Annotated in this window: 7 protein-coding genes and 1 tRNA gene; 5 read left to right on the forward strand and 3 right to left on the reverse strand. The window is 67.0% G+C overall.

All coding sequences use genetic code 11. From position 1 onward, the window contains the following. The first annotated feature begins 2 nt into the window (after positions 1–2). Together ACTQZK_RS00270 and ACTQZK_RS00275 are read left to right on the forward strand one after the other, a co-directional pair. Entirely contained in the window at positions 3–2,966 is a 2,964-nt protein-coding gene (locus ACTQZK_RS00270) for an FAD-dependent oxidoreductase (RefSeq protein WP_441897898.1), read from the forward strand. After that, positions 2,966–3,337, forward strand: a complete 372-nt coding sequence (locus tag ACTQZK_RS00275) for a DUF1667 domain-containing protein (protein WP_418831068.1) — start codon at positions 2,966–2,968, stop codon at positions 3,335–3,337. The genes ACTQZK_RS00270 and ACTQZK_RS00275 overlap by 1 nt, the downstream gene beginning before the upstream one ends. Positions 3,338–3,453: 116 nt before the next feature. On the opposite strand, the gene ACTQZK_RS00280 is transcribed toward ACTQZK_RS00275, so the two are convergent. Together ACTQZK_RS00280 and ACTQZK_RS00285 are read right to left on the reverse strand one after the other, a co-directional pair. Continuing rightward, positions 3,454–4,986 (reverse strand): DEAD/DEAH box helicase, encoded by a 1,533-nt coding sequence (locus tag ACTQZK_RS00280; protein WP_114567436.1) that lies wholly within the window; start codon positions 4,984–4,986, stop codon positions 3,454–3,456. An 8-nt stretch (positions 4,987–4,994) separates the two neighbouring features. Continuing rightward, on the reverse strand, positions 4,995–6,446 hold the full coding sequence (locus tag ACTQZK_RS00285) for a glycosyltransferase (RefSeq protein WP_441897900.1): 1,452 nt from the start codon (positions 6,444–6,446) through the stop codon (positions 4,995–4,997). A gap of 152 nt (positions 6,447–6,598) precedes the next feature. On the opposite strand from ACTQZK_RS00285, the gene ACTQZK_RS00290 reads away from it, so the two are divergent. Continuing rightward, a tRNA-Glu gene (locus ACTQZK_RS00290) sits at positions 6,599–6,673 on the forward strand. Positions 6,674–6,824: 151 nt separating this feature from the next. Here the strand turns inward: ACTQZK_RS00290 and ACTQZK_RS00295 are convergent. Next, on the reverse strand, positions 6,825–7,748 hold the full coding sequence (locus ACTQZK_RS00295) for an EamA family transporter (protein ID WP_418831065.1): 924 nt from the start codon (positions 7,746–7,748) through the stop codon (positions 6,825–6,827). Positions 7,749–7,811: 63 nt separating this feature from the next. On the opposite strand from ACTQZK_RS00295, the gene ACTQZK_RS00300 reads away from it, so the two are divergent. Both ACTQZK_RS00300 and ACTQZK_RS00305 read left to right on the forward strand, forming a co-directional pair. Beyond that, positions 7,812–10,697, forward strand: coding sequence for a PD-(D/E)XK nuclease family protein (locus tag ACTQZK_RS00300; protein ID WP_441897902.1), 2,886 nt, complete (start codon positions 7,812–7,814; stop codon positions 10,695–10,697). 3 nt (positions 10,698–10,700) lie between these two features. Then, the gene (locus tag ACTQZK_RS00305) at positions 10,701–14,291 is read left to right on the forward strand and encodes a UvrD-helicase domain-containing protein (protein WP_441897904.1); all 3,591 of its coding nucleotides are present in this window, start codon (positions 10,701–10,703) and stop codon (positions 14,289–14,291) included. Positions 14,292–14,408 lie beyond the last annotated feature (117 nt).

The following is a 14,408-nucleotide window of genomic DNA, read 5'->3' on the forward strand; positions in this document are numbered from 1 at the left end:
ACATGGATACTGAATCTTTTCTCACAACGGACGTTGCGATTATCGGTGCGGGCGTGGCGGGCGCTTGCGTGGCGCGCGAGCTTGCTCGCTGGCGGGTTCACGTCACGGTTCTCGAAGCGGGAAACGATGTGGCGTGCGGTGCAACGCGCGCGAATTCGGGGATCGTGCATGCCGGCTACGATCCTGCTCCCGGTACGCTCAAGGCGCGGTTCAATGCACGGGGCTCGCAACTGTTCTCCCGCTGGGCCGATGAATTGGGATTTTCGTATCGTCGGAACGGGTCGATGGTGCTCGCGTTCTCCGATGAGGAGCTGGCCGCGGTGCGTCAGCTGGTCGAGCGGGCTGCCCGAAACGGCATCGAAGGGGTGCGCGAGCTCGATGCGGCTGCCGTGCGGGCGCTCGAGCCCTCCGTCTCGTCGCAGGTTCGCGGCGGCCTGCTTGCCGAAACGGGCGCTATATGCGATCCCTACGAGGTGGCGCTGTTCGCTGCCGAGCAGGCGGCTCTGCACGGTGCTGCCTTTCTGTTCGAGCAGAGCGTGACGGGCCTCGATCGCCTGACCGCTGAGGAGCGAGCAGCGGCGGAGCGCGTTGCCGAGCGGCGCGGGCAGGTACGCCGAAGCGCTGCTCCGTATCGGTATCGCGTGAGCACCGCCGGCGGGCTGACGATGGCGGCGCGCGCGGTGGTGAACGTTGCCGGCGTGTTCTCCGACGAGATCAACAACATGGTCAGTGCCCGCAAGCTGCGCATCGTGGCGCGACGGGGCGAGTACTGCCTGTACGACACGGACAAGGGGTCCGTGTTCTCGCACACCATGTTCCAGGCGCCGTCGTCGACGGGGAAGGGCGTGCTCGTAACCCCTACGGTGCACGGCAACTTGTTGGTGGGCCCCAACGCCGTGGACCAGGCCGACAAGACCGACGCGTCGACGACGGCCGAAGGCTTGCGGTTCGTGCTGGACGCCGCGCGCAAGACGTGGCCGGAGGCGAACGGGCGCGGCCTCATCACCAACTTCGCCGGCCTTCGCGCGTCGAACGCCGAAGGGTACGACTTCGTGATCGGCCAGCCTGACGATGCCCCGGGGTTCTTCAACGTGGCCTGCTTCGACTCTCCGGGGCTCACGTCGGCGCCTGCCGTGGGAGAGCATATCGCAGGCGAGGTCGCCGCGCTGCTGGACGCCCCGGTCAACGAGTCGTTCCGCGCCCGAAGAGAGGCTTGCAAGACGTTTGCGAACATGGACGAAGCCGAGCGCGCCGCAGCGGTTGCGCGCGATGCCCGCTGGGGCCATGTGGTGTGCCGATGCTGCCAGGTGACCGAAGCGGAATTGGTTGCGGCCCTGCGGGGGCAGTTGCCCGTGCTGTCGCTCGATGCGCTCAAATGGCGCACGCGCGCCATGATGGGCCGTTGCCACGGCGGGTTCTGCTCGCCCGAGATCGCGAAGATCGTCGCGCGCGAAACGGGCGTGACCCCCGATCACCTGGACAAGCGCCTGCCGGGGTCGCCCGTGGTGGCATCGGCGCGCACCGACTACGCGAGCGTCGTGCAGGGCTTCGAGGGCAGCGAAGCTGCGAGCGCTGCAAGCGTCGAGCGTGCGCCCGCTATGGCCCGGGAGTGCGACGTCGCCGTAGTGGGCGGCGGCGCGGCCGGCATTGCGGCGGCGCGCGCGGCGGCGGCGCACGGCGCTCGCGTGGTGCTGATCGACCGCGAGGCGAAGCTGGGCGGCATTCTCAAGCAGTGCGTGCACAACGGATTCGGACTGCATCGGTTCGGCGTGGAGCTGACGGGTCCCGAGTACGCCCAGCGCGAGGCCGATCAGCTTGCCTTGCCGAACGCATCCGGCGTTTGCGTGCTGCGAGACGCTACGGCTACGTCGATCGATGCGCCCCAGGAGCAAGCCGACGGGCCGTTCTCGGTTCACGTGGTGGGTCCTCGCGGCGCGTATGCGGTCCGTGCTCGGGCTGTGGTTCTGGCAACGGGATCGCGCGAGCGGGGTTTGGGCGCGCTCAACGTGGCAGGGTCGCGTCCGTCCGGCGTGTTCAGCGCGGGCAGCGCCCAGAACTTCATGAACCTGCAAGGGTGCTTGCCGGGAAAACGCGCGGTCATCTTGGGGTCCGGTGATATCGGGCTCATCATGGCGCGACGGTTGGTTTCGCAAGGGGCCGAGGTGGCGGGCGTCTACGAGCTCATGCCCCATCCGTCGGGGCTTCGTCGCAACGTCGTCCAATGCCTGGACGACTTCGGCATACCGCTGTTCCTGAGCCGCACGGTCACGCGCTTGGAGGGCGAAGGCCGGTTGAGCGCCGTGTACGTGTCGGACGTGGATCCCGATACCGTGCAGGTGATTCCCGGTACCGAGCAGCGGGTGGCGTGCGATACGCTGCTTTTGTCGGTGGGGCTGCTTCCCGAAAACGAGCTGGCTCGGACGGCCGGCGTGGAACTGGACGCCGTCACCGGCGGCGCGCGCGTGGACAGTCGGCTGGAAACCAACTTGGCGGGCTTGTTCTCGTGCGGAAACGCGCTGCACGTGCACGATTTGGCGGACCATGCGTCTGCCGAGGGCGACCTTGCCGGCGCTTCCGCTGCGGCTTACGCGCTTGGCGAGGTCGACGCGCGCCGCGAGCGCCGGCGCGCGTCGGTGCCCGTGTTGGCCGCTCAGGGCGTGCGCTACGTGGTTCCCCATGCCGTGGACGCGGCGGGTTCCCCGAGCGGCAACGTGGCGCTTTCTCTGCGGGTTTCGCGCTCCGTTCGCAATCCTCGATTCGTCGTGGAGGGAGTCGATGCGCACGGGCGCGCGCATACGGTCAAGCGAGCGAAGACGATGGTCGCCGTGCCTGCCGAGATGGTCCAGATTCCCGTGAGCGCGGCTGAGCTTGTTCGTTGGGAGAGCGTGAGAGTGCGCGTCGAGGGCGCAGGCGACGGGGATCGAGCGCTTTCTGTCCCGTCTATGACCGGGGGAGGTGCCGACTGATGCAGTTCGCGACCGACGTTGCCGTGTTCACGTGCATTCGCTGCCCGCTGGGGTGCCCGGTGGAGGTGTCGTTTGCCGAGGACGGAACCGTGGCCGAGGTGTCCGGCCACACGTGCAGGCGCGGAGCCGAGTACGCGGCGCAGGAGGCCGTCAGCCCCGAGCGGATGGTGACCGCGGTGCTTCCCGTTGCGGGTTGTCTGGAGCCGGTGAGCGTAAAGACCGCGCAACCGGTGCCGAAGGACCGCATGGCCGAGGTTCTGGCCGCGCTTGGCGCGCTGCGGCTGGAGGCTCCTGTTTCGGCCGGCGCGGTGCTGATCGAAGATGCTTGCGGCACCGGCGTGGCGGTGATCGCCACGAAAAGCGTGCCGTAACGGCGACGTAAAACGAATTGTCGCCCGAAACGTACGGAATTGAAAGGAAAACCGTGCGTTTCGGGCGACAATGTGTGCGGTGTGCGGTGTGCGGTGTGCGGTGTGCGGTGTGCGGGCTAGCGACGCTTGCCGCGTCCGTTGGAGCGCTGCTGGGCAACGTCGGCGCGATGCGCGCGTCCCGGGCGCAGGTCGGCTCCGGTGCGCTTGGGCGAGCCGCTTTGGGTCGGACGCCCGCTGCTCGTGCTGCGCCCGGCGGGCTTGGCGGCGTTGCCGCCGGCGCGCTGAGACTTGGCTTGTCCGGGGTTTTGCCTGTTCGGCTGCGCTCCCTGCGTTCCTGCTGGCTTCTTGCCGCCGCGGCGCTTCGGCCCGCCGGCGTTCGGCGTCGATTCCGTTTGAGCCTGTTCGCGCGCCTTCGCCTTCTTGCGCTCGCGAGCCGCCTGCTCCTTGGCCGCCTGCTTGATCTCCGGGTCTCGGCGGGCGTCGGCGCGCTGCGCCTTGGCAACGGCGTCTTCCTCGGCCTCCTGCATGTCGAACGAGGCGAGCTGCATTTCCGGAATGGGGCGCTTGATGAGCTTTTCGATGTCGCGCAGCGCATCGACGGTTTCGGGGCTGACGAAGGACACCGCGTAGCCTGCGGCGCCTGCGCGACCCGTGCGGCCGATGCGGTGCACGTAATCCTCGGGCTGAGTGGGCAGGTCGTAGTTCACCACGTACTCGACTTCCTCCACGTCGATGCCGCGTGCCAGCACGTCGGTGGCCACGAGGATCCCGGTCGTTCCGGCGGCGAAGTTGTCGAGCGCGCGGCGGCGCTGGTTCTGGCTGCGGTCGGAGTGGATGGCCTCGACCGAGTAACCGGCGCGCTTGAGACGTCGGCAGGTGGCGTCAGCGCGGCTGCGGGTACGGGCGAACACGATGACGCGATCGGCCCCTTTCTCGGCGAGCACGGCTTTGAGCAGCGCCGGCTTCACGGCTTGCGGCACGTGGATGACGTACTGATCCACCGTGTCGGCCGTTTCGCCCTTGTGCGCGATCTCTACGAAAGCGGGGTCGTGCAGCAGCTTTCCCACGCTGTTCTTGATGGAGGCGTCGATGGTGGCGCTGAACAGCAGCGTCTGGCGCGTCGTGGGCGTAGCGCCGATGATCTTTCTCATGGCGGGCCAAAAGCCCATGTCCAGCATGCGGTCGGCTTCGTCGAGCACGAGCACTTCCACGTCTCCCAGGCGGACCGCCTGCTGCTCCATGAGGTCCACCAGGCGTCCGGGCGTGGCGATGAGCACGTCAACGCCGTGCTTGAGCTTCTTGATCTGAGGCTCGTAGGACAGGCCGCCCACCACGGTGAGGATGCGATGGTGCGTGGAGGTGGCGATGGCCGTGCACACCTCGCCGATTTGCTGCGCCAGTTCGCGCGTGGGCGTGACCACCAGCATGAGCGGGCCCTGGCCGCCCTTCGCGTGTTCCAGACGGTCGAGGGAGGGCAGCGAGAACGCAGCGGTCTTGCCGGTGCCGGTCTTGGCCGCAGCGATGAGGTCGCGTCCTTCCAGCGCGAGTGGAATGGCCTGTTCCTGAACGGGCGTCGGGGCTTCGTAGCCCAGGCGCGCGACGGCTTCAAGGGCCTGGTCGGACAGGCCGAGTTCGTTGAATTGCAACATGATTCTCCTTAGCGAATGTGTGCGGGCTTGTCGCCCCAGTAGAAATGTAGGAAATGCTTGCGATAGATGGGGTCGTCGCCGTTTTTCGGCGCAGCGGCCAGGCGCAACGTGGCTGCTGCGATGTCGCGGGCCGCGTTCGGCCGCCGCAGGAAGCTTCCGTTGACCAGCATGGCGCGGGCGCTGTCGGGGTTCTTCGCGATGTGGCGCAAAGCGTCAAGAAGCTCGCGCGCCGTGGTCACGTGCATGGCCGCGCCGAGCGAGGTGAGCATTTGCACGTTGACCTTCTCTTGGCCGTACGCGCGGCCCAGAAGGATCATCGGCACCTGCGAGCACAGGCATTCCGTCACCGTAAGGCCGCCCGACTTGCAGATGACCAGGTCGCTTGCAGCCATGAGCGCGGCCATTCCCTCTACGTAATCGAGCACCGTGACGTTTTCGATGCTCAGTTCCTGGCACTCTTGGCGAAGATGCCGTGCGTACTCGGCGTCGTTTCCTGCTATGAACACGAAGTGCAGCGTGCTGCTCAGGCTGTGCAGGTAGGGCAGCAGCTTGTCGAGCGCGGTACGGAAGTGCACGTAAGGCTGCGGCAGGTACGCGCCGGCCAGCGCGAGCACGACGCGCTTGTTCTGGGGAAGCCCCAGTCGCTCGCGCGTGGCGACGCGATCGTAGTCGCGGCGGAAATCGTCGCGCGTGGGGATGCCCGTGATGAGGATGCGATCTTCGGCAACCTTGCGCGGGCGCAGCGTTTCGGCCATGGATTCGTTCGCCACGCAGAACAGGTCGGCGGCGCGATGGGGCCAAAGGCCTTCGGTCTCGTAGTCCGTGGGAACGCAGACGATGGGGAAGCGCTGCCCGGTCAGCATGCGCGCGGCCGTTGCGACGTTGGCTGCGGTGATATGCGTGCAGACCACCGCGATCGGCTGCTTTTTCTCCACGTAGTCGGTGAACGCGCCGTACATGAGATGGTTCCATATAGTTCCGCCGCCCCAAAGAAGGCGGCCGGTCAGCGTGAAGCGCCAGGTGAGGTCGTAGATGGGTCGCGTTGCGCCCGTGAACAGCGATGCCGCCTTGTTTCCGTCGAACACTACGCGGCCGAAATCGAGCACGTCGAGCACTTCGACTTCCAGATCCTCGGGGACCAGGCTGGCGAGCGTCTCGTCGGTTTGGTCGGCATCCGTTCGGACATGGGCGTTTCGCTCGTCGCGCATGAGGTCGAACGCCTGAGCCACGGCGTTCGCGGCGCTACGGTGCCCCGAACCGACGGAGGCGTGCATGACGATGACGAGGGGCTTGCGAGGCTCTTCGGATTCCGGCTCCACCGGGGCGAGTGCAGCGTCGGCTGCCGGCTCCGCTTCGGCTTCGAGCGATTGCCCAGCGCGCGCCTCAAGGGCCTCGTCCGAGGATGCGCCGGGTTTCTCGACGTCCGGCGACGGGGGTGTTGACTTGGTTTCGTTGTCCATGCCGTCTATCATACCGCAAACGGCCGCGCTTCGTTGACGCCGTGGCGCGCAGGAGAAAAAGCCCTGAAATATTCCTCCAAAATTTTCTCTTGCAATTTGAGAAAACTTTTGCAATAATATTCAGGCTGCTTTTCGGAGACGAAAACGCAACCGTCCCCATAGTCTAGAGGTCAGGACGCGGCCCTTTCAAGGCTGAGACACGGGTTCGATTCCCGTTGGGGGCACCATCGTAGATACAGGCAAACCACCTTCCGGGGTGGTTTCCTTTTTTGAACGACAATTCATCGAGCGCGAATCCATCGGGGGTTCGCGCTTTTTCGTGTCGCGCCCATGTTTTCGATCCGGGTTGCCCGCAGGGTCGGGGCGGGACCGCTCGGGCTAGTTCGGGGATTGCGGCTCTGCCGCCGTTTTCGCGGGAAGCAGGTTGGGAAGCTGCGACACCACGACGCCGATCAGGATGACGATCACCCCGAAAAGCTGCAGGGCGTCCACCGACTCGCCAACGAGAACCGCCGAAATGGCGATGCCGCAGGGCAGCTCGGACGAAGCCATGATGGTGGAGAGTCCCGTCGAAAGATGGGGCGTGGCGATGCCGAACAAGATGACGGGGACGAACAGCGCGCACAGCCCCAGCACCAGCCCGTACTTCCAAATGCCCGCTTGAATCGCACCGCTGGCGAAGTAGTCCGGGCACAAGGCGAATCCGAGTACGCATGCACCCAGGCAGACCACGAGCCCTCGCTGGATAGGCGGAAGGCCGCATCCCACGCGGCTCGAGAAGAACATGAACAGCGCGCAGCTGACGGCGGATCCCAGTCCGCAGAGGATGCCGATCGGATTCAGATCCCCGACCGCGCTCGAGAACATCCCGCTTGCGAAAAGCGTCCCGCCAAGGATGGCGGCTGCGGCCACCAGCTCGGCTGCCTGCGGCTTGCGCCGGGTAACTGCTACCTGGATGACAATGCCGATCCACGTGAATTGGAACAGCATGGTAAGAGCGGCCGAAACCGGAAGCATGGTGAGGGAGAGGTTGTAGAGCACGCACGTGGCGCAGGTGTTCAGGCCCAGTCCCATCAACGACAGGATGCGCTTCGGGGTCAGGGGCGCCGGTTTGCGTCCGCGCCCGAGCGACACGGCAAGCGCGATGGCGAATAGGAGCGTGCCGAACAGGGCCTGGCTTGCCACCGCTTGCGTCCAGGAAAAACCTGCGGCGTACGTCATCTTGACCGTTGCAGCCATGACGCCGTAGCTCGCTCCACCCAGGAATACGAGGGTCGAGTATTTCAAGGTGTTCTTCTGCATGCCGCCATTCTAGCGCATGCAGGGGCGCTCGGGCGCTACAATGACGGCATGCCTTACCAACACATGACATTCGACAACGCGGAAGACGTGCTTTTCGCGATTTCCGAAACGCTCGCTCCGTGGTGCGCCGCAGGGCGCGTGCCCGTGCTGTTGGCGCCGACGCCCGCCGCGGTCCTGCGGTTGCGGCGCGTTCTTGCGGACGGCTCCTGCTCGTTCGGCGTGCGCGTGGAAACCCCCGACTCCTGGGTGGCGGACCAATGGGAGATCTACGGAGACGGGCGCGCCCTCGTGCAGGGCGGGGAGCGCGACCTTCTGATGCAGCGAGCCTGCTTTGAGATGCGGGCACGCGGCAATGCCGTGGAGCCCACGCCGGGCACGGTCTCTCTTTTGGCGGGGCTTGCTCGCGAATCGCTCCCGGCTCTGCTGGATGCGCTTGCGTGCGACGAGCGCCAGCGCGAGCTGAGCGCAGCGCAGCGCGGGGCGCTCGCGGTACTCGGGCGCTACGCCGGCTTGCTCGACGAGCTGTCGCTGTGCGAACGCTCCCAGGCGGCTTGCGCGCTTTCCAGGTGCGATTGCGCGTTCCCTCCGCTTGTTTTGGCGGGATTCGACGACATCGGCCAGGCGTACGGCGAGCTGTTCGACGCGCTTGCCGAGCGGGGCGACGTCGTGCGCCTTGACGACGGGTGCCGTGCGCCGTCGTCGTCGCTTGGCCGTTCGCCCGAATTGACGTCGCTGCTCGACCGGTTGTTCTTGTCGCAGGAGGAGGGTCCGCTCGAGCCGACGGGCGCCGTGCGCTTCCTGTTACCGGCTGGCCGTTATGCGGCTTGCGGGCTGGTGCTCTCGTGCGTGACCGAGGCCGTTGCCGCCGAGCGCGCAGCGGCGCGCGAGGAAGGGCGCGCGCCGCTGCCGGTGGTCGTGTCCGCTCGCGATCCGCGCGCCCTTTTCGACGAGCTGGCGGGTCCTTTGGCTGTCAGCGGGATATGCGCGGCGGCGTCTTCGCGCCGGTCGTTCGCGGATACGGCGTTCGGGCGCTCGTTTCTGGCGCTGTGGGCGTTTGCGAGCGACGATTCTTGCCGCTTGACCCTGGCTTCCGATTTCGCGTTCAGCGCGTTTTCGGGCTTGGGGAGGCGCGCGGCGTGCGAACTCGATGCGGCGTGGCGCGGCGATCGGACAACGGATCGGGAGCGCGTCGTGCGCGATCTGTCGGACGCGAGCGAGGTTGCGGCGTGCGCCCTGGCCGCGCTTCGGCGCGGCGACGTCGACGGTGCGCTTGCGTGCTTCGAGGATCGCCTTCGCCGTCGCATCGATCTTGACGCGTCGTTTCGCTCGGAGCAGCTTGCTGCCGTTTCGGCGGCTCGCTCCTTTGCGGCTGCATGCGCTCGCACCGGCTCCGACGCCTTGGCGGCGCGCCCGCTTCTGGAACGCGCGATGGTTCGCGCGAGCCTTCGAACGGCGGACCCTTCCTTTGAAGGGAAGCGGCAGCCCGAAGCGATGTTTCTTTCGCTTGCCGACGTGGCCGAGCGCGCGGCGTGCTCGTGCTCGACGCTTGTGCTGTGCGACATGGACGCGCGTTCCTATCCCGTGCGGGCGAACGAAGACGGTGCGACCTTGCTGCTGGACAAGCTGGGCTTGGGGCGCTGCCGCGATGCGCTGGCGCAAGGTCGCCGGACGTTTTTCCGCGCGCTGTCTTGCGCGTGCTCTGCTGCGGTCTTGGAGCGCCCGCTCAACACCGAGGACGCGGACGAGGCGTACCCTGCGGTCATGTACGAGGAACTGCTCGATTGCTACCGGGCGTCCGACGGTCAGGACGGGGCCTCGGATCGCGCCACGGGACTTCCTTGCAGCCTTGTTCCGCATGCGCGCGGCGCGGGAGAGGAGGCGCTGCACGCGAACCTCGCGCCCCGGCCGGCGGGCGATGCTCGAAAGCCGTTGGCGTGGCCTGTCCCCGCTTCCGGCGAGGTGTCCGAGCCCCTGCGTTCGCACATCGTGGTTCCGCGGGGCGCGGGCGGCGACGACCGACCGGCCCTTTCGCCGTCTGCTCTGGAAAGCTATCTGGAGTGCCCGTACAAATGGTTCGCTCTGCGCCGGTTGCGCCTGTCGGAGCCTGACGCGGGGTTCGGGCCGCTTGAGATGGGCAGCTTCTCTCACGGGGTGCTCAAAAGCTTCTACGAGCGCTTCCGTGAAGCGGGCAACGCTAAAGTGACCCAGGACAACCTGGCGCGCGCACGGGAGCTTCTGGGCGCTACGTTCGACCGGCACCTGGGCTTTCAACGCGAGCTCAAGCGCAACCGCAATCCGCTAATTCCTCGGACGAAGTTCGAGGAATCGGAAGTGGCCGATCTGCGCAAAAGGCTGCTGGGCTACCTTGATCGGGAGGCGCTTCTGCTTCCCGGCTTCAAGCCGACCTGCTTCGAGCTCGATTTCGGCGAGGCCGAGCCGTTCGCGTACGCGGGATGCCTGCTGCGCGGCAGCATCGACCGCATTGACGTGAACGATCGAGGTCAAGCGGTGGTCATCGACTACAAGGGGTCGCTCACGGGCGACTACGCGCTCGCGTCAGCGTCGGAGGCGGCGCAGGCGGGCGGAGCCGTGCTCCCGCACAAGATTCAGTCGCTTGCGTACGCGCAGGTTGCGCGACGTTTGCTGGGCTTGGATGTTGTGGGCGCTCTGTACGTGTCGTACGGCAAGGCGGCTCGCGTGGCGGGCGCCGTGGACCGCAGTGTCGTGGGCGAGTCGGATGTTCCGGGGCTCGACATGCAGGCGTGCGGCGTTCCGGGCCCGGCGGGAGAGGCTGTGGGCGCGGCGACGTTCCAGGAGCTTCTTGACGTAGTGGAGCAGCGTATCGAAGCGGCTGTTCGCACGCTTTCCCGCGGGGATATCGCGCCTGATCCGCGCGGCGAAGACCCCTGCGGCCATTGTCCGGTCCTCACGTGCGAAAGGAGGCGTTGATCCATGGACTTGCGTACCTGCACGCCCGGTCAGCGCGAAAGCATCGAGCACGTGAAAGGACCGTTGCTCGTGTCTGCGGGGGCGGGATCGGGCAAGACCTTCACGCTCACGCAGCGCATTGCGTACGCGCTGTTGCCGGAAAGCGGTCCGGCAGCCGGCGGCGTGGACGAAGTGCTGGCCATCACGTTCACCGAGAAGGCGGCGGCCGAGATCAAAGCGCGCGTCAAGCGCACCTTGCGCGCGGAAGGCCTGGTTGAAGAAGCGCTCAAAGTGGACGGAGCCTGGATATCCACCATTCACAGCATGTGCGCGCGCATCCTGCGCACCCATGCGCTTGATTTGGGGATAGACCCTGCGTTTGGCATTGTGGGGGACGCGGAGCGCGCGGATCTGGTGGCCGACGCCATCGACGCGGCGCTCGGCGACGACAACGACATCATCGCGCGCGGGTCTTATGCGGCGCTGTTCGACGAGTATCCCGCGCGGTCGTCCTTGTCCTCGGCTCCGTCGGTGGCCTCCATGCTGGCGACGTTGCTGGACAAGGCCGCCAGCATGCGCGGAGGCCTTGACGCCGTGGACTTCGGACCCGAGCCCGCATGCGCGTCTGCGCTTGCGCGCGAGCTTCTGCTCGCGTACGAAACGGTGCAGCCCGCCCTCGAGCAGGCGGGCGGCAGCGCTACGGCCGAGCGTGCGCGCGGGCAGGCCGCGGACGCGATCGAGGCCCTTCAGGCATTTCTTCGCCGCTACGGCTCCGTTGCGGGGCCTGCCGCCGGAGCGGACAACGCTGCGGCCCTGCGCGCGTTGGCGGGCGCGCTCGAAGGGTACCCGCGCATCGGGGGCAATTTCAAGGCTACCGTGAAAGAGGCGGTCAAAGCGTACCAGGCCGTGTACGAGGACGCGGCTCGACAGATCGCGCTGGGGCTGGCTTTCCCGTTGGCGGCCGACCTCAAAGAGCTTGCGCGCGAGGTGTCGCTGCGCTACGAGCAATCCAAGCAGGCGCTGTGCAAGCTGGACAACGACGATCTGCTCACGCGCACGCTGGCTGCGTTCGAGCAGCATCCCGACATCGCTCGCCGTTACGAGGACCGCTTCAAGCTGGTCATGGTGGACGAGTTTCAGGATACCAGCCAGTTGCAGATCGACATGATCGCGCGCCTGTCCGGCCCGCGCTTCGCCCATCTGTGCACGGTCGGGGACGCGCAGCAGTCCATCTACCGGTTCCGCGGAGCCGACGTGAACGTGTACGAGGCCCACAAACGCGTCATGCGCTCGGCCGACGTGAATGCGCTCTACGTGGAGCTTGCCAAGAATTTCCGCAGTCACGCCGACGTGCTCTCGTTCGTGGATCGCGTGTTCGAGCAGCCCCAGGTCTTCGGCGACGCGTTCATGTCGCTCGAACCCCACGATGCGCGCCCGTCGCGTTACCGGGGGAGCGCACCGCGCATCGACCTGGTGCTGGCCGTGCAGCCGGCGGGGCGCGGCACGGGCGTGGGCATCGACGACGTCAAGCGCGCCGGTGCGCGGGAGATCGCCCGACGCTTCGCGTCTTTGCGCGAGGACGGGCATGCTCCGGGCGACATGGTGGTGCTGTTGGGCAAGATGAGCCGTGCGGGCGTGTACGCCGAAGCGCTGCGCGCCGAGGGCTTCGAATGCGTGGTGACGGGCGGATCGCAGTTCGCTTCGGCGCCTGAGGTTCGCGTGGTGGCGCGACTGCTGGAGGCGCTTGCGAATCCGGCGAACACCGCTGCTCTGTTCGAGGTGCTGACAAGCGACATGGTTCGTCTTTCGGCCGACGATTTTTTGGAGCTGGCTACCGAGGAGGACCCGGATACGGGCAGGGTGCGCCGTCGCGACCTCGATCGGGGCTTCGCGCGGTTGGCTTCCCGCTCGGACGAGCTTGCTCCCCGGCTGGCCCATGCCGTGCGGCTCTTCGACCGCGCGCAGCGTTTGGCGCGGGTCCTTCCCGCGTCCGCCGTGGTGCGCGACGCCGTGGTTCGAAGCGGCTGGATGGCGCGCCTCGAAGAGCAGGGGGCCGTGGGAACGGCATGCGCGGCCAACGTGCTGAAGGCCGTTCGCCTCATAGAGTCCGTGGAGGCCGAGCACCATGCCGGCCTGGCTTCGACGGCCCGCATCTTCGCCGGAGAGCTGTCGGTTGGCTTGAAGGAGTCGCCCGGCGCCCTGTCCGGCGCTGGCGGCGACGTGGTGAAGATCATGACCATTCACGCCTCGAAGGGCCTCGAGTTCCCCATCGTGGCGCTTGCGGATTTCGCCGACGGGCGCGCGGGCGCGGGAAAGCTGCTGGTGGAGGCTTGCGGGTCCGTGGCGCGGGCTTCGCTTGCTCCCGGCGCATCTTTGGATGCGTTCGAGCAGGTGAAGAGCCGGTCCAAGATGCCGCTTGCGGGCGACTTGGAGGAAAGCGCCGACCTTGACGCGGCCCGCGCGTTGGTCGAGGGCGGCGGGTTCGCGTGCGCCGAGGGCCGAAGCGGCTCGTGCACGCAGTCCGCCTACCGCGCGACGCTCGCGCAGCGCGCGGCGGACGAAGAGCTGGCCGAAGCGCGCCGCAAGCTGTACGTGGGGCTTACGCGCGCAAGCGAATCCCTTGTGGTTGTTATGGACGCGAAGGCTCCATCGGCGGGCAAGTCGCCTGCGTACGCGGCTCTCGTAGACGACGTGCGCAGCGCGTTGTGCGGCGTCGCCGACTTCCCCGAAGGATCGGCGCAGCTTCCGTATGGCGGAAGCGAACCCGCGCGGTTCGAGCGGGTGCTCGTGCAGCCGGATGCCTTGGAAGAGGGCGCTTTGCGGGATCGGCCCGAGCAAGCCGTCTTCGTCGTGCCGTCGCCGCCCGTCGACGCACCTGCGTGCGAGCCGTGGAGCGCCGGGCGCGGCGACGTCTTCTCCTATTCGGCCTTGGCTCGGGAAGGCGAGCCGACGGCCCCGGCTCTTCCTGCATCGGAGCGCTCGGGCTTGGGCGATGGGGACGTTTGTCCCGACGGCAAGCTGATGCGGGAAGATGGGGACGCGACCGAACGGTCGCTCGACGCCGATAAGGCTACGGGGCTGGGCAGCGCGTTTCACCGTGCGGCCCAGTTCGCCGTCGAAACCGGCCGCGTTCCCGACGAAGCCCGCCTGAACGTCTTCGCCGCCGCCTTCGGACTGACGCCTTGCCAGAAGGAGCGCTTGCGCTCTGCGTGCGCCTGCTGGTTTGGCAGCTTCACGTACGCCGAGGCTTCCTCTTGGCCGCTTCGCCGCGCCGAGGTGCCGTTCTTCGAGCGCGTGGGGGAGGGTTTTCTCGAAGGCGAAATCGACCTTTTGTGCACGGACGAGCCTGAGGGCGCCGCGCACCGCGCGCTGGTGGTCGACTACAAGACGGGCGGCAGGGACGAAGAGCCGCTCGATCTGGTGCGGGAGCGGCATTTGCTTCAAGCGCAGTGTTACGCGTACGCCCTGCTTTGCCAGGGGTATCGCGATGTGGAGCTGAGGTTCGTGCGCGTTGAGCGCGCGGATGCGCAGGGGCAGCCGCAGGAGATTTCATACCGCTTCTCGGCCAAGGATCGAAGCGATCTTGCGCAAGCAGTGCTTTCTGCACGGGGATGAGCGGCGGTTGTCGCGAACTGCTTCGGGCGCGACGGGCGTTTTTCAAGCCCGAAGCAGTTTCGGCAAAGCTCTAGTATGGCAGGAAGTCCGCCTGAAAACCATGACTAAAAAACTAAT

Source organism: Paraeggerthella sp. LCP19S3_G8, assembly GCF_052119225.1.
GTDB classification, from domain to species: domain Bacteria; phylum Actinomycetota; class Coriobacteriia; order Coriobacteriales; family Eggerthellaceae; genus Paraeggerthella; species Paraeggerthella hominis.